This is a genomic window from Providencia xihuensis, from assembly GCF_041953405.1.
Classification (GTDB): domain Bacteria; phylum Pseudomonadota; class Gammaproteobacteria; order Enterobacterales; family Enterobacteriaceae; genus Providencia; species Providencia vermicola.
In genome coordinates this window covers 2,748,436-2,769,317 of record NZ_CP169565.1, presented here as the reverse complement: position 1 = coordinate 2,769,317, position 20,882 = coordinate 2,748,436, and the positions used below count along the sequence as shown (strand labels likewise).

The window sequence follows — 20,882 nt, the reverse complement described above, 5'->3', positions numbered from 1 at the left end:
GGTATTAAAGGCGGAAAAAAACTCCCAACAGCACGTCCTAATCGTATCAACGAAGAGATCCGTGCAACCGAAATCCGTGTCACTGGTTTAGACGGTGAGCAACTTGGTGTCATGAGCGTGCGTGAAGCACTCTTTAAAGCAGAAGAAGCGGGTGTCGACTTAGTCGAAATCAGCCCAAATGCTGAGCCGCCAGTTTGCCGTATTATGGACTACGGTAAATATCTTTATGAGAAGAGTAAGTCTCAGAAAGAACAAAAGAAAAAACAAAAAGTTGTTCAAGTGAAGGAAATTAAATTCCGTCCAGGAACAGACGAAGGTGACTACCAAGTTAAACTGCGTAGTTTGATTCGCTTTTTGGAAGATGGTGACAAAGCTAAAGTTACGCTACGTTTTCGTGGTCGTGAAATGGCACACCAACAGATTGGTTTGGAAGTGCTTAATCGCATCAAAACTGATCTGGATGAACTGGCATCAGTGGAATCATTCCCTTCAAGAATTGAAGGACGCCAGATGATCATGGTATTGGCACCAAAGAAAAAATAATTAAGCCAGTATGGTAATAGTTAAACAGCGTTCATTTGAACGCTGTTTAACGTATTTTTTAGTAATATGAGGCGATTTTTCGCATGCTCGTAGCGTTTTTTCGAGTATAAAACTGGTACTCTCGACCCTCCTAAGATTAAAAATCTTACGCAAAAGCTAAGTTTTCAAATATGTTAGCGTGATTTATTTCAAGATTTACTTGAGTAATCGGACAATAAGCATTAAAATCCGCGGTCGAATCATATTGTCGACGGCTTATAGAGCCAAGACAAACAAAGAATATCGTATACACGTTAAGTTTTAACAACATAACGGGTGTATTTGCTTGAGAGAATATGCAAATCTCTTTACCCAGTTGGAGGAATGAAGTATTAAAGGCGGAAAAAGAATCCCAACAGCACGTCCAAATCGTATTAACGATGAAATCCGTGTTCCTGAGGTCCGTTTAACAGGTTTAGACGGTGAACAGTTAGGCATTATGAGCGCGCGTGAAGCGCTTGAAAAAGCTGAAGAAGCAGGTGTAGACCTCGTTGAAATCAGTCCAAATGCTGAGCCGCCAGTTTGTCGTATCATGGACTACGGCAAATTCCTTTATGAGAAGAGCAAGTCTCAAAAAGAGCAGAAAAAGAAACAAAAAGTTGTTCAGGTGAAGGAAATTAAATTCCGCCCTGGTACAGATGAAGGTGATTATCAGGTCAAACTACGCAACCTGATTCGCTTTCTGGAAGATGGTGATAAAGCAAAAGTCACGCTACGTTTTCGTGGTCGTGAAATGGCTCACCAACAGATTGGTCTGGAAATGCTTAACCGCATCAAAGCTGATCTTGAAGAACTGGCATCTGTGGAATCTTTCCCTTCAAGAATTGAAGGTCGTCAGATGATCATGGTGCTGGGACCGAAGAAGAAATAATTAGGCCTGCAAGTAATACGCATCCATAGCAATATGGTTGTTATTCGCCTAATTAATTCGTAGTTAATCACAATGCGAAGTTGGAAATTAAAGAAATGCCAAAGATTAAAACTGTACGTGGCGCAGCAAAGCGCTTTAAAAAAACTGCAGGCGGTGGCTTTAAGCGTAAGCATGCAAACCTTCGTCATATCCTGACTAAAAAGTCAACTAAGCGTAAACGCCATTTACGTCCGAAAGGAATGGTATCTAAAGGCGATCTGGGTCTGGTAGTTGCTTGCCTGCCGTACGCATAAGTAGACAATTTAGTTAATTAAGATAAAAGACGATAGGAGATAGCTATGGCTCGCGCAAAACGTGGTGTAATCGCACGTGCACGTCACAAAAAAATTCTGAAACAGGCGAAAGGTTACTATGGTGCACGTTCACGTGTTTACCGCGTAGCGTTTCAAGCGGTAATCAAAGCTGGTCAATATGCTTACCGTGACCGCCGTCAACGTAAACGTCAGTTCCGTCAACTGTGGATCGCGCGTATCAACGCAGCGGCTCGTCAGAACGGTCTGTCTTACAGCCGTTTCATCAATGGCTTGAAAAAAGCTTCAATTGAAATCGACCGTAAGATTTTAGCAGACATCGCAGTTTTCGATAAAGCAGCATTCACTGCTTTAGTTGAAAAAGCGAAAGGCGCTTTAGCTTAATTGTTTGCTTGAAAAGGGGAAGGTAACTTCCTCTTTTCATTTATAGCTATTTATGTTACTACTTTAAAATACAATTTTATTGGAAAGATATCACATGCACACTGTTATTTTTCGTTTCTTTTTTTACTTTAGCACCTGAGGTTCGGGGGCTTTTTCGCGTAAATAAAGAAGAAACGAAAAGTTACGCTAAAGCCTCCTTAGGGAGGCTTTTTTGTTTTTAGTTTAAGATTAAATGCAGTAAAATCAGTTAAGTACTCATCCATTATGTAATGGAATGTGAAGCTTAATAAATTTAGTGAATAACTAGCAAAAAGACCAAGTGGTCATAAAGGGGAAACAATGCCACATCTCGCTGAGTTGGTTGCACAGGCAAAAGCAGCCATTGAACAGGCCCAAGATGTTGCTACGTTGGAGTCAGTGCGTGTTGAATTTTTAGGCAAAAGCGGCCATTTCACACTCCAGATGAAAACGTTGCGTGATCTGCCTGCTGATGAACGTCCAGCAGCAGGGGCTGTGATAAATGAAGCCAAAGTACAGGTTCAAGATGCACTGAACGCCCGTAAGGATGCGATGCAAGCTGAGATCCTTAATGCGCGCCTCGCATCTGAAAAAGTTGATGTGTCACTACCTGGGCGTCGTATGGAAAATGGTGGGTTACATCCTGTTACCCGCACAATTCAGCGAATTGAAGAGTTTTTTGGCGAGTTAGGTTTCTCTGTAGAAACTGGCCCTGAAATCGAAGATGATTATCATAACTTTGATGCATTAAATATTCCTGCCCATCACCCAGCACGTGCGGATCACGATACGTTTTGGTTTGATGCAAAACGTCTGCTACGCACCCAGACCTCTGGTGTGCAAATTCGTACTATGAATGGGCAGCAGCCACCAATTCGTATTATTGCGCCTGGTCGCGTCTATCGTAATGACTACGACCAAACACACACGCCAATGTTTCACCAAACAGAAGGTTTGATAGTTGATAAAGACATTAGCTTTACCAACTTAAAAGGTACACTGCATGATTTCTTGAATAATTTCTTTGAAGAAGAAGTTCAAGTGCGCTTCCGTCCATCTTATTTCCCGTTTACTGAGCCTTCAGCAGAAGTTGATGTCATGGGTAAAAACGGCAAATGGCTAGAAGTATTAGGTTGCGGAATGGTACACCCAAATGTATTGCGCAATGTGGGTATTGATCCAGAAGTTTACTCTGGATTTGCATTCGGTATGGGAATGGAACGTCTGACAATGTTACGTTACGGTGTTTCTGACCTGCGTGCATTCTTCGAAAATGATCTTCGTTTCCTCAAACAGTTTAAATAAGGCGGGTTTATCTCATGAAATTCAGTGAACTCTGGTTACGCGAGTGGGTGAACCCGGCGATCAGTAGCGAAGCATTATCAGACCAAATTACTATGGCTGGCCTTGAAGTTGATGGCGTTGAAGGTGTAGCTGGTCAATTTCACGGCGTTGTTGTTGGTGAAGTGGTTGAATGTGGTCAACACCCAAATGCAGACAAACTGCGCGTGACAAAAGTCAACGTGGGTGGTGAGCGTTTATTAGATATTGTTTGTGGTGCCCCGAACTGCCGCCAAGGCTTAAAAGTTGCAGTAGCAACAGTCGGCGCAGTATTACCTGGTGACTTTAAAATTAAAGCCGCTAAATTACGTGGTGAGCCATCTGAAGGGATGTTGTGCTCGTATTCAGAGCTGGGTATTTCAGATGACCACAGTGGCATCATTGAATTACCACTCGATGCAACCATTGGTACCGATATCCGTGAATATTTAAAATTGGATGATAATGCGATTGAAATCAGCATTACACCAAATCGTGCAGATTGCCTAAGCATTTTAGGGGTTGCACGTGATGTGGCGGTTATCAATAAATTAGAATTAACAGAACCTACAATTAATGTAGTTCCAGTGACCACGGAAGACACTTTCCCAATTCGTGTTGAAGCGCCAGAAGCCTGTCCGCGTTTTGTGGGCCGTGTAATTAAAAATATCGATGTTTCTGCACCAACGCCGTTATGGATGAAAGAGAAACTGCGCCGTGGTGGTGTTCGTTCTATTGATGCAGTTGTTGATATCACCAACTATGTCTTACTGGAAATGGGGCAACCACAACACGCCTACGATTTAGACCGTTTAGACGGTGCTATCGTTGCGCGTATGGCGAAAGATGGTGAAAAACTGGTTCTGCTTGATGGTAATGAAGCTACGCTAAAATCAGACACACTAGTGATTGCGGATGAGTCTAAAGCACTGGGTATTGCGGGTATTTTCGGTGGTGAGCACTCAGGTGTGAACACAGAAACGAAAAATATCCTATTAGAATGCGCATTCTTTAATCCACTGTCGATTACTGGCCGTGCTCGTAACTATGGCTTACATACTGATGCATCACACCGCTTTGAGCGTGGTGTAGACCCAGAACTGCAATTCAAAGCGATTGAACGTGCAACAGCGTTGATTGTAGATATTTGTGGTGGTGAAGTGGGTGAGATCATCGATGTCACTAGCGAACAGTATTTACCAAAAGCGGCAAATATTAAACTGACTCGTCATAAATTAGACCGTTTAATTGGTCATTTTATTGAGGACAATTTAGTCACCGATATTTTAACTCGCTTAGGATGCAAAGTGACTGCTTCGGAAAATACATGGGATGTTGTTGCTCCGAGCTGGCGCTTCGATATGCAAATTGAAGAAGATTTAGTCGAGGAAGTTGCACGTGTTTATGGTTACAACAGTATTCCTGATGTGCCATTACGTGCTGACCTCATTATGACGAATCATAAAGAAGCCAATTTGCCATTAAAACGCCTTAAAGCGATGTTAGTAGACCGTGGCTATCAAGAAGCGATTACGTATAGCTTTGTTGATCCGAAAGTTCAGGCTTTATTGCACCCAGCACAAGAAGCATTACTGTTACCAAACCCAATTTCAGCGGATATGTCAGCGATGCGTTTGTCGCTGTGGACTGGCTTATTGGGGACGGTTGTCTATAATCAAAATCGTCAGCAGAACCGAATTCGTTTATTTGAAACGGGTCTGCGCTTTATTCCTGATAATCAAGCAGAATATGGAATTCGCCAAGAACCTATGCTTGCAGGTGTGATCACGGGCAATAGATTTGAAGAACATTGGTCATTAGATAAACAAGTTGTTGACTTCTTTGATTTAAAAGGTGATCTTGAAGCTGTTTTTGAATTGACTGGGAAACTAAATCAAATTACATTTAAATCTGAGGCACATCCTGCGTTACATCCAGGCCAAAGTGCTGGGATTTATCTGGAAAATGAACATATTGGCTTTATTGGTGTTGTTCACCCAGAATTAGAACGTAAACTCGATTTAAATGGTCGTACGGTGGTGTTTGAGGTTCGTAGTGATGCGATAGCACAACGTGTCATCCCTGAAGCTAAGGCGATTTCACGCTATCCATCGAACCGCCGTGACATCGCTGTGGTCGTGCCAGAAAATGTAGCTGCTGCAGAAGTTTTAGCAGAGTGTAAAAAAGTTGGCATAAATCATATAGTTGGCATAAACTTGTTTGATGTGTATTGTGGTGAAGGGATAGCGGAGGGTTATAAGAGCCTTGCTATCAGTCTCGTCTTCCAAGATACCCAGCGTACGATGGAAGAAGAAGAGATTACCGCTACCGTTGATCTGTGTGTTGCTGCGTTAAAACAGCGATTCCAAGCCTCCTTGAGGGACTAAACCTATGGCGCTTACTAAAGCTGAAATGTCAGAAAATGTGTTTGAAAAATTGGGTGTTAGCAAACGTGATGCTAAAGAACTAGTCGAAACCTTCTTTGAAGAGGTTCGCCTTTCTTTAGAAAACGGTGAGCAAGTAAAATTATCTGGATTCGGTAACTTTGATTTACGTGATAAAAATCAACGTCCCGGACGTAACCCAAAAACTGGGGAAGATATTCCAATTACTGCACGACGTGTTGTTACCTTCCGCCCAGGCCAAAAATTAAAAAGCCGCGTGGAAAAAGCAACGCCAAAAGAGTAATCATATCAATTCAATTTGGTATAGAAAAAGACCGCCTAGGCGGTCTTTGTTTTTTGTGTAAATAATTGTTTTATAAATGGATTTATAAAGCACCATCCACATTACATCCACATGTAGCCCATCTTTAGCACTAGCCCCTTCATTAATAGGGGCTTCACATTTATTCTATTACCATATGTAATAATGCATCTGAATACAGTCAAATAGGAAAGTATCATGGCTAAACCTATAATTTTCGGGGATTATCAATTTAAAACTAAAAAGTCTGCTATAGAGGAAATCAGGAGGAGAATTTCTTTATATCAATTTGGCCAGAAACTCACTGAGGAAGATGAAATTTTTTTCTCAGAATTGTTTAAATTACATAGCGAATATGAAGAAAAAATTGGGTGTGGCATAGCAAGTATCACAGTAGAAAAAGATTTTCATAATAACAAATGCCTTTATATACACCGTCAGGATGGTAAATCTACTGACATTAGTTGGGTTCACTGTGTTAAGCCTGCATCTCAAAAAACTATTGTATCTTATGCATTTAGGAGAGCAGTTAAGGAAGCCATTGTTGCCTTTAAAAAAGATAATCTTAAAGAAACAGTATATTGTCCAATATTGCATATTCCATTAAATTTTGAAAACAGCCATGTGGCATATATAACCCCCTCATTTGACCAACTATTCTTAAGCTTTTTAGAGCTAGTTGAACAAAATATTGACTCCATAGAACTAAAAAATCCAAACTCTGATGATTATGACCAAAGGGGAGTTATTAGTGATTCACGTTTAAAAGAAAAGTGGGTGCAATATCATCAAGAGAACGCACAATTGAAACTTCTAAGCGCTAAAGCTAACTTAAGTAGAAAATCATAATTGATATTATTTAAATCATAAAAGCCCCTTGTTCATAGGGGCTAATTTTATAGCGAAAGCGTTTTTTGCTGGTATTTGTTCGGATGCGGCTCAACAACATTAATATGTGCAGGTTTAACAACAATTTTGGTCACTGATTCGTGACTGACAAATGTGCAACCACAATTAATATTTTGGCACTGGTTATAACGTTCTTTGGTTTCGGGTGAGACTTGATAGGAACTACGAGTGTGTGCAGCGTGACCGCATTCAGGACAATTCATCATGATTATGTATCCTTTGTCATGATGTTGATGTTATGCAAATTATATCATGTGTTTTTATACAGTCTAAAAAATTATTCGTCAGCTATATCTAAATCCGAAATTTTCACCTCTAACTCTAATGCGGTTGTAAAACCACTGTCATTCAGTGAATGAACGACTCGCGTTAATATCCAGTCCGCGTTATCAATTTCGGGTTTAAATCCGCTGACGGTGACAGGCATTTCAGGGTAGAGATCTGCACGACCAACCGCGAGTTGAATCGAAAATGACGCAACACCACGTTGGATTTTTTCCCAATTGGCTTTTGCGGCTCGGGCGGCATTTTCTTTCGTGGCGTAGGTATGAGAAAGCGTGAGAACATTTCCTTGTTCGCCGGCTAAATATTCCCCTTGTTTTTCTTTCGGTTCGGCGGGTTTTGTAGGTTGTTTGCTTTTTCGCTTACGCTTTACCGTCACTGCTTTTTTCTTTTTCGGCTCACGTGTGTCAAGCCAGTTAGCAATAACACCGGTGTATGCGCCACGGTCAGCCAGTGAAAAGCGGTGGCCGTCACCGACTGATCGAGTAATGTGCATAGTTTGAATCGGTTGGCCAGTTGCGGTGAGCCCTTGACCTTGTTTCATAAACAGTAAGTTTCCGTTTTTAACCGCAACAATTGCCCCCTCGGATTTCGCCACTCGTGTGAGAAATGAGCCGTCCGATTCGTTGGTTTGGTCGATATGAGCGAGTTTAATTTTATCTAATTTTTCATCAATAACCGCCTTTAACTTATTGCGTTCCGCCAAGGTGCGGACAATATCGCCCAACGATTTTTGATGGTAAGACTGCTCACGCTTGACGTTTAAAGTGTCGCGGAAGTCCGCACTACGACCACGGATCGTGAGCTTATCTGGCACGCCGCTATGTTCAACCTCATCAACGGTAAACGTCCCCTTGTAGATCAGCGGTTCGTTTTTCCAACCAAGATGCAATGACAGGGTTTCACCTCGCTTGGGTAAGGCGAGTTGTCCGTCGCTATCATCCAATTCAATATCTAACTGATCAGCTTCAAAGCCGCGATTGTCCGTCATGGTTAATGACATTAAACGCCCCTGAATTAGACTATTAATATTTTCACCACCGGCCGCAAGCGCAAATGCAGGGGTTAGTTCATCTTTGGTTAAAAAACTCATAGCGGTAAGGCTCCGCGAATATCATTGAGCTGCTGACCTAGATCGCCAAACATTTGAGACAGTGATTCATCCGTGCGTTTTAATTTCAGCGTAAAATCAATTTTTCTGGCAGAGCCATCATCAAAAAAAATACTTTTCGATTGGGTGATTTCTTCAATCACAAACATACCGTAAATGGTGCCTGAGCCATCGATCAGCGACCATGCTTTTCCCGTTTCTGCCATTTGCTCCAATACCAGCAATGACAGCCTGCCGCCAGTCAGTGACGGAAATAATGAGCCACTTAATGTGATATCGTCATTATCAAGGCCGATAAATTGAACTGCGGGACGTTTGCCGACACGATTATTCACGCCATAACGGTATTTTTGGTTAATTTGCATCATCTGGTAAGGCGTTGTATTTAATTGAAAGACAAACAAGCCTAGTGCTGCCATTGCCATAATTAATCGTCCTCGCTGTCTTGATACCGACTCAGTCGTCTTGCCTGTTCACGCCGTTGGTTTTGCTCTAATTGTCTAGCGACTTCTCTTGCAATATCGTTTGCTGACTGGTTCGGTAATGGGTAAACATTGATAGTGACCGGCGCAGTATTTGCCGCGTGATTGCTTTGATTTATGGTTGTTGGCGCGGATTGATAGCTATTTGCGGGTAAAGCATAAGGATGGATGGGTTTTGCTGTCGCTGTCATAGAGCCGATGGTTAATGCTGCCGCAGCCAGTGCAGCGGTTTTTCTCCGGCTAGTGATATGAGCTGGCCCATTAACAAGCTCGGGTCCATATTCCCCCGCAATGCCGAATTGTCCACGTGGAATAAATCCGCCATTGTCGAACATGCCTGCACTTTTCATACCGGCTTGAATAACGGTCACTTGTGACATGGCGCGGACAGTTTTGGTTTCATCCGAAAGCATCCAATCGGGCAGAATATTCGTGGCCATTTGCTTGAGTTCGGCAAATTGGGCTTTCAGTGATTCCCATTTTTCCAGAATGCCGTTTTTCAAGCTATCAATGATCTCACCGCCAATTTGTTTAAAGCGTTCCGGTAAGCCTTTAACATCCGCGACAATCTGATCCCATTTGTCAGATATGGTTTTCTTGATAGTAGTCCACATGCTTAACGTAATAGCAACAATACTATCCCAATGTTGGTATATCAGCCCTGGTGTTGTCCAATTCAAAATAAAATATTTGGCCCATTCCCAAAATTGAGAAAACGTTTGTTTGACTGCATCCCAAACGACATTGGCATAGTTGGTGATTTTATCCCAATGAGGAGCAATGATACCGACAATTGTCCACTTCATAAGAAAAGATTTGATCCATACCCATGTAGCGGAAAATATATTCTTAACTCCCTCCCATAAATTTTTCACGAAAGGTACGATTTTATCCCAATATTTATAAATCAGGTAAGCCGCGCCAGCGATCCCTGCGATAAATAAGATAATCGGGTTAGCTAATAGCGCACGACCTAGCATCATAAATGCCGTTCCAATTAACTTAATAGGCTTAATCAGTAATGAGAGAAAACCACTGCCTTTGATACCTAAAACGGACAGGCTTAATTTTGCCATGGCGAGTGGCCCAATTAATGCCGCAATCATCAATGTGATACCGCCACCAACGGCCAGCACGGCACCTAACCCCAATGTGATCATTGTGATTTGTTTGACCAGTTCAGGATTTTTCTTTGCCCATTGGCCAAACTTCGAAATGAGGTCTGTGACTCGTTTAGTGATCTCCCGCAAAGGACTATCCGCACCGCCAAAAACTTGTATCCCCACATCTTCATAAGCCGAGGTTAAGTTTTTTAAGTCGCCATCAAGGTTGTCCGTCATGGTTTTGGCGACTTTTTCCGCTTCCCCTTTAGCAGCTTTGATTTCGGCAATCATGGCCTGCAACTGACCGGAGCCAGCTTGGTCAACCAATACTGAGAGAGCAGAAAATGCCTCTTCACCGGCAATATGTTTAAACAGTCCGGCACGTTCTGCCGTACCCATTTTTTTGGTTTTTTTGTCTAGCTCGGCGAGTATGTCGGTAAATTGGCGCAAATTACCTTTGGCATCACGGGTTTTAATTTTCAATTTATCAAGGGCTTCACCAGCCATTTTCGGCGGCTCTGCCAAGCGCCCTAAAATAGAGCGTAAGCCTGTACCGGCCATACTGCCTTGAATACCTGCATCACCGAGTTTACCGGCGGCAACGGCTGCGGTTTCTAAATCGACACCGAGCCCCGAAGCAACCGGCGCAACATATTTCATCGTGTCGCCAAGCATAGTGAGATTGGTGTTAGACCGCGTAAACGTGGCGACAAGTGCATCACTGACACGGTTCATTTCATTAGAATTCAGCTTAAAGCCGGTCAAAATGTTTGAACCAATATCAGCCGTGGTGGCCAAGTCGATATCACCGGCCAATGACATGGATAAAGTACCGGACATGGCATTCTTAATTTGCTCTGGCTTAAAACCAGCCATGGCATAGAACGCTTGGCCTTGTGCAACTTCATTAGCGGTGAATGCGGTTGTCGCCCCAAGGTCTCTCGCTTGCTCCCTTAACATCTTGTAGTCGTCGGAATTTTTATCAAGGCGGGTTAAGGCTTGCACTTTCGACATGCCGATTTCAAAATCATAGCCTGGTACTAAGACTTTTTTAGCCGCATAACCTAACCCCACACCGGATGCAAGCATACCCGCGCCGCTACCGGCCATTTTATTACGCACGCCCATGGTATTTTGATAGCTATTTTTTGCCGCTGACATGCGTTTTTCTTGATTAGCTACCCGCTTTAGTTGCTGCTCTTGTTGCTGTAATCGACGGCTTGTGCTGGCAATATCGCTATTTAATCTGACTTGCGCTTGGCTCAATTGTCGCGTTGAAATCCCACTACCTTTTAACGCTTCCCGTTGGCGCTGCAATGAGGCACTCAGTGTGCCGGTTTCAGCTTTGAGTTTTGCGGCAGCCGCTTTTGCGCGGTCAAGCTCCCGTGATTGGGCCCTCGTGGGATTTTGAACGGTGGATAATTCACGTGCGAGCCGGCTAACTTTGGCGGTAGCCTGTTGATACGCTTGACTAGCACTATCAAGGGATTGCTTGGTTTTCTTAAACCCGTCAATTTGCTTGGCTTGGTTGTTGAGCTCTTTGAGTTGTTGTTTAGATTGGCGGAGGGTTTCCGCCAATTTTTTATTCGACGCTTGGGCGCTCTTAAACGGTTTCGTGAATTTATCGACGGCGCTTAAAATCACCTGTAAACGTAAATCTTTACTCATCTTCTACACCGCTACGTTTAAGGGCGTGATAACGCCATTCTAATAATTCAGTTAGGGAAAATTCATCGGTGACAGCCGGTGACCAGTGAAAAATAGTGGCAATATCTGCCACTAAATCATTCACGGTTAATCGTTCTGGAAATCCATAGTCACCGACTTCGGTAACAAAAAAAGCACAAGCTCTTTGGTTAAATTCAGCATATCCGCAGGGTTCATCATGATTAATTCGGGTTTCGTCAATGCCGGTGCGGTGACGCGGGGTAATACCAACATCGCCGAATCCACATCCATTTCCATCAGTGCGGCTAAACGAACACCACGCAATGCGCCAGAATTGGGTTTACGTACCACAATCTCTGTCACTGTGGTTGTTCCACGCGTGATGGGTTCATCTAGCGTGACGGTGATTTGATTTTTTTCTACGGGTTCAGTCATTTACTTTTCCTATAAACCTAATGCGGCGCGTTGTTCTTCTAAGCGGTCAACACCATCAACTTTTTCAATCATATTGAGTAAATCAATCTCAATGAGTGTTTCACCATCCCAAATGAGTTTGTAATACGTGGCATTAAAAGGCGCTTTGACTTGGGTATTTTCACCAGCCTTGCCATTACCGGAGTCAATTTCACTGAATCGACCACGTAACACGACCTCAACAGCGGTGTATTCTTTGGTATCTTGGCGTTGATAAGCACAATTGAGGCGCAACATCACGCCATCAATTTGAGTGATCCCCCATTGCTTATAAAGCTGGGCTTCTAAGCCCCCGAATGTTAATTCGGCAGAGAGTGCATCATCTTCTAACCCCATATCAATTTTGACGCCGCCATTCATTCCGCCGCCGCGATAGGTTTCAAATTTACGAGTGATTTTCGGTAGCGTGATTTCTTCAATACGCCCCATATAACTTTCACCCTCATTGAATAAATTTAAATCTTTAAGTTTGCGTGGTAAGGCCATGATTACCCCTTAATTTTTGAGCCAAAATCCAATAAATAGCGGTCGGTAATACGCTGACGTAACAGTAAGTTTTCCAGTGGGGGTACGGCTGTATAGTCATAATCAATGTATAACTTGCCGCTTTTCAGCTCTTCTTTGGTGTTAACGTCTGGATCGAACCAACATTCACCGCCTAACAAATAGCCTTGCGTTGTCATGCTGCGCAGTTTTGCATTGATACTTTCGATAATGTCACGAGCCAGTGAGGGATTGAGCGTGCCGTCAATGGACCAGTCTAGCCCCTCGGCGATGGTGTCGGATAACACCTGCGCGGTGCGTGTGTAGGACTCAAAGGCAAACAACGGATCATCTGAGCAAGTACGGGAGCCCCAAAACTTGAAGCCGTTATTGCGAATTAGCGTGGTGATATCGTTTTCGTTAAGTAAGCCGGCATCGGTGGCAGGGTCTTGTAAATCCCATGACACATCAGCAGAAATACCGGTTACCCCATTAACGCCCACGTTAGACAAGGTTTTATGCCAGCCAATTTCATTATCAATTTTGGCACGTAAACCCAAGGCACACGCGGTGGCGTAGATATTACTTTCTGCATTCGTGACGGTGTCCCAACTTTGGAATTCAGGCCAAATCAACATTAATTCACGTTGATTAAAGTTTTTACGGTAATCAATGGCATCTGAAATAGTTTTACTGCCATAGGCGCTAATATAAGCCATGGCACGCATTTTTTGTGCGATACCGGCGAGCGTTGATGAAACCGCCTGTGTATCGTGAGCCGGCACGGCTAGAATGCGAGGTTTAACACCTAAACGACCTTGCGCCACGGTTAATGCCTGCAAGCCGGTTTTACGGCCATCGGGCGTGGTGCCACCAATAATATTGGATGTGGTTTCTGCTTCGCTTTCGCCTTGCTCAACACGCACAACCACGGTAACTGGTTTTGATTGGTTACCGATAGCATCCAGTGAGCGTGCAAGCGTGCCAGTTTCGCCGGCTTTACCCGCGGCATTTTTAACGTCAGTGATTAAAACGGGGGTGTTGAGTGGAAAGGCTTTTGTGTCTGCATCATCAGCAGTACACACCATTCCGACAATAGCGGTGTTGATGGTGCGAATAGGTCGCGTGCCTTCATTGAGTTCAATCACTCGCACGCCGTGGTGATAATCTTGAGCCATTACTAGCGTCCTCTATTTTGCAATAGCTCAATTTTGGGTTGGTGTTAATGCAAATGCACGGAATGGGCGTTGTGTGAAGGATGAAACAAAGCCCCGTTGATTGGGGCTCTGAATAGATTAATGTTATTCGGGTTTTTCAGGCCAATCAATATCTGGGGCGAGTGAAGTATCAACACGGTTTAACAAAACACGGTATGTTTTCCACGCTATTAATTTTGCTTGGTAATCGTCATCATCAAGACCGACTTCGATTGCATCTTGCAAGTAAGTTATGGTGCTATTCGCCTCATCTAATCGCTGCAATTTCTCTTGTTCTGCCTGTGCAACAAATACGGCTTTTTGAGCTTCAGTATCTGTTACCCATTTTTTGCCGTTCCACTTATCAAATTCTGTTTTCGGCTCTAAGAGAGTTAGCGTATCGGGCAAATCGCCAATAAAATCAATTTCAATCGATTGGCGGGTTTCTGTGCTGTACGCTGTTTTACCTCGGTTATCTGTCTCGATTTCCCATTTAGAACCATCTTCACTACGCACCACCGCGAAACCTGTTTTTGTCGGTAATTCTGGCGCATCAATATAAGCGCCAGCCGACACACTCACATCAAAATAAATATTCTCCATGCTCGCGTTTAAATATTCTCGCGTTTGTGGGTCTGCGATATAGACTTTAATCCAACCTGCTTTTGTTGCTAAACCATTTTCGCCAATTTCGGCTTGTTCAATATCTAAATTATAGTTCTTCATTATGCTGCTCTCACGATATATAAAAAGGCTTTATTGCGGGGACGAACTTCCGCGGCAGTCGGGACGACACGTTCCGAATCGAACGTAATTTCATATAATGGCGTTGAGCCTGAACCCGGAGCTCCATTATTTGATGTAGCTCCATTAAAAGCCCCTGTTGGTTTTGATGAATCAGCAGAAGCCCAAACCCGGAGGTTATCACCAGTTATCTTACGCATTGCATCACCTTGGGCTGATAACGCGACTCGCCCACTATCAATTCCTCGACCTGCGTCGAGACCTCGAATAAACTCCGCGCGCATATCATCTAATACCCCTGATGGGTAAGCTTTAGCTAAGAGTGGGTAGGTCGTTTTATTAAAAGTCTGTCCATTCAGTGCTAAATAGCCCGCGGGTACAGTTGATTGAGGCCATGGGATAGGAGCCCCTATAGGGTAATCGCTAAGCTCAGTAGTACCCGTTGTCTTTAAATTTCCGTTCCTATCAACAATAGTGTTTGATGTAGAAAGCACATCAATCCACGGCGTGACCGTATCTTTTCCTGCAACATCTGAAAATCGATAAGATAACGTGAGTGGATTTCGATTAATAAATAGCTGTGCTCTTTTATTGTTTTGATAACTAATTTGAACGCCACCACCCGCACCGGGAAAACCTTCACTTGTCGCCGTAAGAGTTGAGCCGTATTGAAGAAACATAGTTTCATTTAACTCACTTACCCCCGAAGCAGGGTAATTGGCGACGCCAAGCCCAAAGTCCCCTATTTGCTGGAAAGTTCCTGTTTTTTCAGGTAAGAAATGGTCATACCAAAGACCGCTTTGAGCACGACCTCGAATTTTTGCAACACTGCCAGTGCCGTCCAACTGAATACCTGTGGCTGATGCTAAGTTAGCTGTCACTTTGCCTGAGTTTGATTGAATATTTCCCTCTGCGGTAATATGACCAGCTATAGTACCACCCGCCTTATCAAACTTCCCATTCAGCCCGTTGTTTAATGCTGCATTTGTTGCATAGTCACCCGCAGGGGCGTAATTCCCTTTAGGTTGATATCTGCCGTCTGATTCAATTTTTGAATAGCTGTACCCAAGTGCGGCAAGTTTACCAATCTCAGTCGTAAACAAATTCAGGCTAGGAACCTTGTCGTTATCGTTGCCTTTCTGGCTTGAAATGTTCGCCTTGTCGAATTTTTTATTTAAATCCAGCTTGGTTTGTGCTGATAGTGCATCAATTTTTTTGTCTAGTACGGTGATTTCAGTATTCACATACTCACGAGTTGCCAGCACAACTGATGGGTCAATTTTTAATGTGACCGATTCAGTGTGGCTGACAATTAACACTATACGAATAGATTGCGTGCGGCCTGACCCCTCCGCTAATTGTGGCTTGTACGTTTCGGGGCAGTTTGCTACCGCAATTAAATTACCGGCTTTATCAAATAAGCCAATCTCACGTATCCACCAACCTCCATCCTGTTCAGGAATAATTTGTTCAGCAATGATTTGATTTTTATTTTTATCATCAATAAACAATGTGTTAATGGCGGCTCTGCGTTTTTCAGCAATTAATTTAGTTTGATTGGTATCCGGCGTTGGCAAACTCCCGCCGCCATCGCCAACTGCCATGTGTGTTAATTCAAGTTTTGTGCCTAGCGCTGTCGCTTGGGCTAATAAGTTCTCACCTAATTTTGTGAGTAAGGCAAAGTATTTCATTGTGGATTAATCCTCATTTCATCAATTAAGTGAATAGCCGCACCTTGAACATCAAGGCCAGAAATCGAAATTAAAGGCGGTGTATACGCATAAACAGTCAATGAGTCACCGGTGTAACTGGATGCCGCGCAATAAAATTCACCGCGGGTTTCTAGTTGAATGGTGAGCCCGACTAAATGACGGCTCGCCGGTTTTGCATCAAAAATTAACGCTTCTAACTCTTGATACATTTCCTCTGTAATACCGGTTTCCAGTACCCCAATATCTAGGCGAAATGTGCCGGCAGTTTCATTAGTTTTCCACCATTCAATCACACGGATTAAATAGCCCAACGGCTCAACCACACGGCGCAATGCACCAATGGTGCCCTTGTGTTTATGAATAAACATCGCGGCTTTAACAGCATCCCGTTTGGCTTTTTCCGTCCAGTTTTTATCCCATCGGTCAACACTAAACGCCCATGCCAAATACGGCAGCAAATGCACGGGGCATTTATCAGGGTTCCAAAGTTCACGAATAGGAATAGGCACGCGCTCAATCTGAGCCAGTGATTCTGCCGCCGCAAGCTCTAACGGTGATGAGCCGACAGGCAATAACCGGCTATTCATCCGAACCCCCTAGTGCCACATTAATTTGTGTGCAGAAGCTGGCCTGTGTTTTATCCAATTTGATATCTGCAACCGGTTTTTTCAGCTCCACACGCTGCACACCTTGCACATGCAAAGCGGCATAAATGGCACTGAGTACAATGTCACGGCCTAGCCGGTGTTGCTGTGTCGTATAACGTCTCACTTGTTCTTCTGCCGCTGCCATGATCGGCTCATATTCAGGCGAGGGATAACAGTAAATCACCGCGTCGATTTCATAATTGATAATCTTGGCTGATTGCACAGTGACACGGTCAGCTACCGGCCTAACGTCCTCATCGTTTAACGCCATATCAACTTTTTCGATTAAATCAGCCGGTGCGCTGCCGTTCCCCTCACGAGATAAAACGGTGACCGTGACGTGAGCTGGTAATGGGCTAATCACAGAAGCGTCAGAAACCCGACCATCAGCGCTGCGAGCGTGATATTCATAACTGCCAATCGGGCCAGCTACGCTTAACGCTTCGAAAGCGGCCGGTATACGCATGCGTAAATTGGAATCTGACTCATACACCGGTGCTATCGGTGGGATGGCGCTTTCATCACCCTCCGAAAGTATCAAGCGTTTCACGTTGTTATTGGCCGCGAGTTGGTCAAGGTCGGTACCGGTGGCAAAGGCCACCATGCTTGCGCGAGCTGCTTCATTGACGCGCTGACGTAAAATTAATTCACGGTAGCAATTTTCTTGTAATAATTTAGTGAGCGGCTCAGATTCTAATTCCAATGTACGGGCGATGGCTTCCCGCTGTTCTTCTGGCATCGCACCAATTAACGCGGCTCTGCGTTCGGCAAAGAGCACCTCATAATCTAACGTTTCGACCACATCCGGTGCCGGTAATAAACTTAAATCAATACTGGCTGCCATCGTTACCTCACATTGACCGAAAAATTAAGTGACTGATTGGTGTCTTGGTTTGTGGCTTCAATATCCACAATCATCTGCGCAGCCTCGGTGCTATTTAGGCTAATGCGAGTTAATAAAATGCGTGGCTCCCATTTCAACAATGCGGTGTAGCACGCTGACATTAACTGCAATTTCAGCGCGGGATTTTGTGGCTGGTCGATAAGTTCTGATAATAGCGAACCATAATTTCGCCGTGCGATGCGTGAGCCAATAGGCGTGATCAAGATATCGCGCACGGATTGGCGTATATGCTCAATATCGGAAAGGCACTTTCCATTTTCTCGACTCATACCGCAATATCTCATTGGGGTTTTCCTGTGGATTCTCCGCCGCTACGTACACCGCCATGAGTATGATCATGCAACGTAATACCATTGGATTTAATCGCGCCGCCGGTGTGTGTGAAATTACCCGTCATTTCACCGCCCTCGGTGACATTGAGCGTGGCGCAGGTGAGGTTTTGTGAGCAAATCACCGTTGGAGTGGTAAGGTTAATTTGTTTACTTGCATTGACGATAACCACATTTGTTGTGGCATTAATTTGTTCGCTAGCGTCAATAGTGGCCGTTTTAATTCCTGTTGCGATTAATGCACCCGTGGCGGGTTCATATTCAATGATTGCCCCATCTGAATAGGTTCGGTGGTCTGCTGTGAGTGAACTGGTCGGCTCGGCATGTTCATTGGAAAAGATACCGGTTAGCACAAATGCCGTGGTAAGTTCGCCGCCTAAAGCAAGGATAAGAACTTGCTCACCCACGCTAGGTGCATTCATGGTGCGAGTATTACCAGCACGCAAGGTGATCCAATTTAGCCAGTCAGTTTCTAGGTTTCCAATTTGTACGCGACAGCCCTTCTTGGCATTCACATCTGTCACGATACCAATGCGGATCAGATTTCTGATTAAGCGACGAATCTCGGCAGACATTAAATATCAAGCCTCGGGGTTAATGGCTGATAAAATTGTTTTTCTAAACCAGTACTGATAAGCAAACCAGACTATGAGCAATGGAATAGAAATCCATTGCTTAGTCACAATTAATAGGAATGCTGCGATAACGTTTAATACGATGACTAACCGGTAAATATTTAGATTAAAAGGAATTAGACTTTTCGTTATTCCTTTTAATGTACAAGAATGAGAGCCACTTTCTAAATTAGGGCTAAAAGAGAAAAATATCGCTATCACGTAGATATTCACAAGAATTCTAACGACCTCTGCACCTGCAACGACTTTATAGTCATCAACACTAATGGCCAGAATTGAAATAAAGATAAAAAGCCCCACAGGTAAAAGCGGAATAAATTTGCGCATGACAACCTCAAAAAATGATTTTCTTAAGCGTGCCATTGATAGTGTATTGATTGCAGCTACTGCCTTTTGTGCAGTCGGTGATACACATTATCGAGAGAGGAAATCAATAATCTGACTTTCAATATGCCTGATTTCTTCCGGAGTGAGCCCTAACAACTGGCGTGATGGATAGGTTATTTTTGCATTGCCAATACGCTCGGTTAAACCGAACTGGTGTACACCGGCAATATTTGCTGCGGAAGGTAAAAAATAAATGACGGCTTCTTTATCGCTATTATAGGCGCGTAAAAAACGGGCGGTGGCCAGTTTTTTAAACATGCGGGTTTGCTTGGTTTTGCGCTCTGTACTGATTTTATCTTTCTTGATACTGATATAGCACTGAATATCTGATTTACGAAATGAGCGCTGCGCTTTTTTATTCGCATCTTGGCCAGTGATTGTTTTGCTATTACCTCGCCAGTTCCGTAAGGTACGTTTTTGACCGTGCCACATAAATTGGATTTCACGTTGTACCGTGATGAAATTCGCTTTGCGTTTGGTGTATGGGCTGCCATCAGGATTTTTTTGTTGTGAAATGCGCTTAATTTGAGAACGGCGTAAATCGCGAGTGATTTCTTTGGCGAGCTGCCGGCGCTGGCCTTGCGACATGCGAGTTAATAAATGCGTTAATTCACTGTCAAGTTGACGCAAAGTATCATCATTCATCGTGTCGTTGGCCATTCATTAAACGGGCTGGCCGGCTCAGGGGTAGCCTCAATCACATATTTGCCGTCGTTATCAATCGCTAATACACGCTCGGTGAGATTTAAATCAATACTGATGTGGGCGGTTTTGTTATCTAAAATCACCGCCTCAAATCTAAAATCTTGTTGCCGCTTTGCGGGGTTCGCTGAAATATCGGATTGATTTTTTCTTAGCCAATCATTGACTACTGCAATTAAGACATTTTGGTCACCACTATAGCGCTCAATAATAATATTAGCGGTGTATTCATATTCAAAACTGGGCGTTTCTTCTAACGTGGAAATAATCCGCCCGTTTTCAACGAACAAGTATAAATTTTCGGGGTTATCTTTGAGAAATGGAATTTTGCGGTCTAAATATTCCCGTAAGTTAATGAGCTTTTTCACGGTTCCGTTCCTCATCAAATTGCTCAATCGCACTTAGTTGAATATTGGCGGTTTCTAAGGCTGCAAGTAAAGGGTCAACCATCAAAGCCAAATCGCAATAAGTTAGAACCCGTCCGGTAGAGGCGGTGGTACTTGCTGGGTGAGTGTTTTCGGAATGGGAACGCATTGCGTTTGCACGGATACGGTAGGCGTTGTCGAGCACCCGATCAGCAAGATACTTAGGCACAGGTAAATCACACGTTGGCTCGTTTTTAAGAAGGGTTTTATATTCAATTTTTCTTTCCTCGGCGGCGGCGCGTTGAATAATACCGCGACGATAGGCATCACCCGCGATTTGATTTGCACGGTGAAAACTTAATGATTGTTCAGAGATCAGCGCGGATTTTTTATCAACGTCTAACGAAAGTTGTTGGTTTTCTGCCGTGAGTATGCCGACTCGTTCATTGAGCCGATCTATTTTTTTGATACCTTGCCAGCCGGCGAATATGACACCGGCGACAAGGAAGAATGCGAAAGCGATTACCCATTTTTTCATATTAAACATAAGCTTTTCG

At 43.7% G+C, this 20,882-nt stretch carries 27 protein-coding genes and 1 other annotated feature; of the genes, 9 read left to right on the top strand and 18 right to left on the bottom strand.

The annotated features are described in order from the left end of the window. Positions 1-3: 3 nt before the first annotated feature. From infC (ACE2AL_RS12485) to ACE2AL_RS12445, 9 genes are all read left to right on the top strand, one after another. The gene (gene infC, locus ACE2AL_RS12485; protein WP_206084385.1) at positions 4-543 is read left to right on the top strand and encodes a translation initiation factor IF-3; all 540 of its coding nucleotides are present in this window, start codon (positions 4-6) and stop codon (positions 541-543) included. Between the two features lie 370 nt (positions 544-913). Beyond that, positions 914-1,453: a translation initiation factor IF-3 gene (infC, locus tag ACE2AL_RS12480; protein ID WP_206084392.1), complete on the top strand. Its 540-nt coding sequence runs from the start codon at positions 914-916 to the stop codon at positions 1,451-1,453. Positions 1,454-1,548: 95 nt separating this feature from the next. Beyond that, entirely contained in the window at positions 1,549-1,746 is a 198-nt protein-coding gene (gene rpmI / locus ACE2AL_RS12475; protein WP_004263702.1) for a 50S ribosomal protein L35, read from the top strand. Between the two features lie 45 nt (positions 1,747-1,791). Next, positions 1,792-2,148, top strand: a complete 357-nt coding sequence (rplT, locus tag ACE2AL_RS12470) for a 50S ribosomal protein L20 (RefSeq protein WP_004263714.1) — start codon at positions 1,792-1,794, stop codon at positions 2,146-2,148. Between the two features lie 88 nt (positions 2,149-2,236). After that, positions 2,237-2,364 (top strand) — a sequence feature (Phe leader region). After that, positions 2,243-2,287, top strand: coding sequence for a pheST operon leader peptide PheM (gene pheM, locus ACE2AL_RS12465; protein ID WP_206084394.1), 45 nt, complete (start codon positions 2,243-2,245; stop codon positions 2,285-2,287). Its footprint overlaps the feature before it by 45 nt. 123 nt (positions 2,365-2,487) lie before the next feature. Continuing rightward, positions 2,488-3,471: a phenylalanine--tRNA ligase subunit alpha gene (gene pheS, locus ACE2AL_RS12460; RefSeq protein WP_048606990.1), complete on the top strand. Its 984-nt coding sequence runs from the start codon at positions 2,488-2,490 to the stop codon at positions 3,469-3,471. 14 nt (positions 3,472-3,485) lie between these two features. Next, positions 3,486-5,873: a phenylalanine--tRNA ligase subunit beta gene (pheT, locus tag ACE2AL_RS12455; protein ID WP_206084011.1), complete on the top strand. Its 2,388-nt coding sequence runs from the start codon at positions 3,486-3,488 to the stop codon at positions 5,871-5,873. Positions 5,874-5,877: 4 nt separating this feature from the next. Further along, positions 5,878-6,174 carry an integration host factor subunit alpha gene (gene ihfA, locus ACE2AL_RS12450; protein ID WP_206084012.1) on the top strand — a complete coding sequence of 99 codons (297 nt, stop codon included), beginning with the start codon at positions 5,878-5,880 and terminating at the stop codon, positions 6,172-6,174. Between the two features lie 216 nt (positions 6,175-6,390). Then, positions 6,391-7,041, top strand: coding sequence for a DCL family protein (locus ACE2AL_RS12445; protein WP_036962021.1), 651 nt, complete (start codon positions 6,391-6,393; stop codon positions 7,039-7,041). Between the two features lie 47 nt (positions 7,042-7,088). Here ACE2AL_RS12445 and ACE2AL_RS12440 read toward each other — a convergent pair whose 3' ends face one another. The 18 genes from ACE2AL_RS12440 to ACE2AL_RS12355 all read right to left on the bottom strand — a co-directional run bounded on the left by ACE2AL_RS12440 (position 7,089) and on the right by ACE2AL_RS12355 (position 20,872). After that, positions 7,089-7,307 carry an ogr/Delta-like zinc finger family protein gene (locus ACE2AL_RS12440; RefSeq protein WP_349488949.1) on the bottom strand — a complete coding sequence of 73 codons (219 nt, stop codon included), beginning with the start codon at positions 7,305-7,307 and terminating at the stop codon, positions 7,089-7,091. Between the two features lie 71 nt (positions 7,308-7,378). Next, complete coding sequence (locus ACE2AL_RS12435; RefSeq protein WP_036962031.1) at positions 7,379-8,476, bottom strand: phage late control D family protein; 1,098 nt, start codon at positions 8,474-8,476, stop codon at positions 7,379-7,381. Further along, positions 8,473-8,919 (bottom strand): phage tail protein, encoded by a 447-nt coding sequence (locus ACE2AL_RS12430; RefSeq protein WP_102140831.1) that lies wholly within the window; start codon positions 8,917-8,919, stop codon positions 8,473-8,475. The genes ACE2AL_RS12435 and ACE2AL_RS12430 overlap by 4 nt, the downstream gene beginning before the upstream one ends. Positions 8,920-8,921: 2 nt before the next feature. Beyond that, positions 8,922-11,747 (bottom strand): phage tail tape measure protein, encoded by a 2,826-nt coding sequence (locus ACE2AL_RS12425; RefSeq protein ID WP_375083549.1) that lies wholly within the window; start codon positions 11,745-11,747, stop codon positions 8,922-8,924. Beyond that, positions 11,740-11,859: a GpE family phage tail protein gene (locus tag ACE2AL_RS12420; RefSeq protein WP_036962273.1), complete on the bottom strand. Its 120-nt coding sequence runs from the start codon at positions 11,857-11,859 to the stop codon at positions 11,740-11,742. The genes ACE2AL_RS12425 and ACE2AL_RS12420 overlap by 8 nt, the downstream gene beginning before the upstream one ends. Positions 11,860-11,873: 14 nt before the next feature. Further along, a complete protein-coding gene (locus ACE2AL_RS12415) occupies positions 11,874-12,182 on the bottom strand; it encodes a phage tail assembly protein (RefSeq protein WP_036962040.1) in 309 nt (102 codons plus the stop codon). A gap of 9 nt (positions 12,183-12,191) precedes the next feature. Beyond that, a complete protein-coding gene (locus ACE2AL_RS12410; RefSeq protein ID WP_036962042.1) occupies positions 12,192-12,707 on the bottom strand; it encodes a phage major tail tube protein in 516 nt (171 codons plus the stop codon). A gap of 2 nt (positions 12,708-12,709) precedes the next feature. Further along, positions 12,710-13,882 carry a phage tail sheath protein gene (locus tag ACE2AL_RS12405; protein WP_187710288.1) on the bottom strand — a complete coding sequence of 391 codons (1,173 nt, stop codon included), beginning with the start codon at positions 13,880-13,882 and terminating at the stop codon, positions 12,710-12,712. A gap of 123 nt (positions 13,883-14,005) precedes the next feature. After that, entirely contained in the window at positions 14,006-14,626 is a 621-nt protein-coding gene (locus ACE2AL_RS12400) for a tail fiber assembly protein (protein ID WP_210833959.1), read from the bottom strand. Further along, positions 14,626-16,335: a phage tail protein gene (locus tag ACE2AL_RS12395; protein WP_375083548.1), complete on the bottom strand. Its 1,710-nt coding sequence runs from the start codon at positions 16,333-16,335 to the stop codon at positions 14,626-14,628. The genes ACE2AL_RS12400 and ACE2AL_RS12395 overlap by 1 nt, the downstream gene beginning before the upstream one ends. Beyond that, the gene (locus ACE2AL_RS12390; protein WP_375083547.1) at positions 16,332-16,943 is read right to left on the bottom strand and encodes a phage tail protein I; all 612 of its coding nucleotides are present in this window, start codon (positions 16,941-16,943) and stop codon (positions 16,332-16,334) included. Before ACE2AL_RS12390 ends, ACE2AL_RS12395 begins: the two co-directional genes overlap by 4 nt. Further along, complete coding sequence (locus ACE2AL_RS12385) at positions 16,936-17,847, bottom strand: baseplate J/gp47 family protein (RefSeq protein WP_375083546.1); 912 nt, start codon at positions 17,845-17,847, stop codon at positions 16,936-16,938. Before ACE2AL_RS12385 ends, ACE2AL_RS12390 begins: the two co-directional genes overlap by 8 nt. Before the next feature lie 2 nt (positions 17,848-17,849). Continuing rightward, complete coding sequence (locus tag ACE2AL_RS12380; RefSeq protein WP_036962053.1) at positions 17,850-18,191, bottom strand: GPW/gp25 family protein; 342 nt, start codon at positions 18,189-18,191, stop codon at positions 17,850-17,852. Continuing rightward, positions 18,188-18,811, bottom strand: a complete 624-nt coding sequence (locus ACE2AL_RS12375) for a phage baseplate assembly protein V (protein WP_210833963.1) — start codon at positions 18,809-18,811, stop codon at positions 18,188-18,190. The genes ACE2AL_RS12380 and ACE2AL_RS12375 overlap by 4 nt, the downstream gene beginning before the upstream one ends. A 6-nt stretch (positions 18,812-18,817) precedes the next feature. Continuing rightward, entirely contained in the window at positions 18,818-19,198 is a 381-nt protein-coding gene (locus ACE2AL_RS12370; RefSeq protein WP_210833964.1) for a hypothetical protein, read from the bottom strand. 87 nt (positions 19,199-19,285) lie between these two features. After that, entirely contained in the window at positions 19,286-19,903 is a 618-nt protein-coding gene (locus ACE2AL_RS12365; RefSeq protein WP_375083545.1) for a phage virion morphogenesis protein, read from the bottom strand. Next, positions 19,900-20,328, bottom strand: a complete 429-nt coding sequence (locus ACE2AL_RS12360; protein WP_210833966.1) for a phage tail protein — start codon at positions 20,326-20,328, stop codon at positions 19,900-19,902. The genes ACE2AL_RS12365 and ACE2AL_RS12360 overlap by 4 nt, the downstream gene beginning before the upstream one ends. Further along, the gene (locus ACE2AL_RS12355) at positions 20,312-20,872 is read right to left on the bottom strand and encodes a DUF2570 domain-containing protein (protein WP_247605546.1); all 561 of its coding nucleotides are present in this window, start codon (positions 20,870-20,872) and stop codon (positions 20,312-20,314) included. Before ACE2AL_RS12355 ends, ACE2AL_RS12360 begins: the two co-directional genes overlap by 17 nt. Positions 20,873-20,882: the final 10 nt, after the last annotated feature.

What these genes read in the sequence shown, in the direction of transcription:
- rpmI (WP_004263702.1), top strand. Translation starts at nt 1,549, where the DNA reads ATGCCAAAGATTAAAACTGTACGTGGCGCAGCAAAGCGCTTTAAAAAA.
- rplT (WP_004263714.1), top strand. Translation starts at nt 1,792, where the DNA reads ATGGCTCGCGCAAAACGTGGTGTAATCGCACGTGCACGTCACAAAAAA.
- pheS (WP_048606990.1), top strand. Translation starts at nt 2,488, where the DNA reads ATGCCACATCTCGCTGAGTTGGTTGCACAGGCAAAAGCAGCCATTGAA.
- pheT (WP_206084011.1), top strand. Translation starts at nt 3,486, where the DNA reads ATGAAATTCAGTGAACTCTGGTTACGCGAGTGGGTGAACCCGGCGATC.
- ihfA (WP_206084012.1), top strand. Translation starts at nt 5,878, where the DNA reads ATGGCGCTTACTAAAGCTGAAATGTCAGAAAATGTGTTTGAAAAATTG.
- ACE2AL_RS12445 (WP_036962021.1), top strand. Translation starts at nt 6,391, where the DNA reads ATGGCTAAACCTATAATTTTCGGGGATTATCAATTTAAAACTAAAAAG.
- ACE2AL_RS12440 (WP_349488949.1), bottom strand. Translation starts at nt 7,307, where the DNA reads ATGATGAATTGTCCTGAATGCGGTCACGCTGCACACACTCGTAGTTCC.
- ACE2AL_RS12435 (WP_036962031.1), bottom strand. Translation starts at nt 8,476, where the DNA reads ATGAGTTTTTTAACCAAAGATGAACTAACCCCTGCATTTGCGCTTGCG.
- ACE2AL_RS12430 (WP_102140831.1), bottom strand. Translation starts at nt 8,919, where the DNA reads ATGGCAATGGCAGCACTAGGCTTGTTTGTCTTTCAATTAAATACAACG.
- ACE2AL_RS12425 (WP_375083549.1), bottom strand. Translation starts at nt 11,747, where the DNA reads ATGAGTAAAGATTTACGTTTACAGGTGATTTTAAGCGCCGTCGATAAA.
- ACE2AL_RS12415 (WP_036962040.1), bottom strand. Translation starts at nt 12,182, where the DNA reads ATGACTGAACCCGTAGAAAAAAATCAAATCACCGTCACGCTAGATGAA.
- ACE2AL_RS12410 (WP_036962042.1), bottom strand. Translation starts at nt 12,707, where the DNA reads ATGGCCTTACCACGCAAACTTAAAGATTTAAATTTATTCAATGAGGGT.
- ACE2AL_RS12405 (WP_187710288.1), bottom strand. Translation starts at nt 13,882, where the DNA reads ATGGCTCAAGATTATCACCACGGCGTGCGAGTGATTGAACTCAATGAA.
- ACE2AL_RS12400 (WP_210833959.1), bottom strand. Translation starts at nt 14,626, where the DNA reads ATGAAGAACTATAATTTAGATATTGAACAAGCCGAAATTGGCGAAAAT.
- ACE2AL_RS12395 (WP_375083548.1), bottom strand. Translation starts at nt 16,335, where the DNA reads ATGAAATACTTTGCCTTACTCACAAAATTAGGTGAGAACTTATTAGCC.
- ACE2AL_RS12390 (WP_375083547.1), bottom strand. Translation starts at nt 16,943, where the DNA reads ATGAATAGCCGGTTATTGCCTGTCGGCTCATCACCGTTAGAGCTTGCG.
- ACE2AL_RS12385 (WP_375083546.1), bottom strand. Translation starts at nt 17,847, where the DNA reads ATGGCAGCCAGTATTGATTTAAGTTTATTACCGGCACCGGATGTGGTC.
- ACE2AL_RS12380 (WP_036962053.1), bottom strand. Translation starts at nt 18,191, where the DNA reads ATGAGATATTGCGGTATGAGTCGAGAAAATGGAAAGTGCCTTTCCGAT.
- ACE2AL_RS12375 (WP_210833963.1), bottom strand. Translation starts at nt 18,811, where the DNA reads ATGTCTGCCGAGATTCGTCGCTTAATCAGAAATCTGATCCGCATTGGT.
- ACE2AL_RS12370 (WP_210833964.1), bottom strand. Translation starts at nt 19,198, where the DNA reads ATGCGCAAATTTATTCCGCTTTTACCTGTGGGGCTTTTTATCTTTATT.
- ACE2AL_RS12365 (WP_375083545.1), bottom strand. Translation starts at nt 19,903, where the DNA reads ATGAATGATGATACTTTGCGTCAACTTGACAGTGAATTAACGCATTTA.
- ACE2AL_RS12355 (WP_247605546.1), bottom strand. Translation starts at nt 20,872, where the DNA reads ATGTTTAATATGAAAAAATGGGTAATCGCTTTCGCATTCTTCCTTGTC.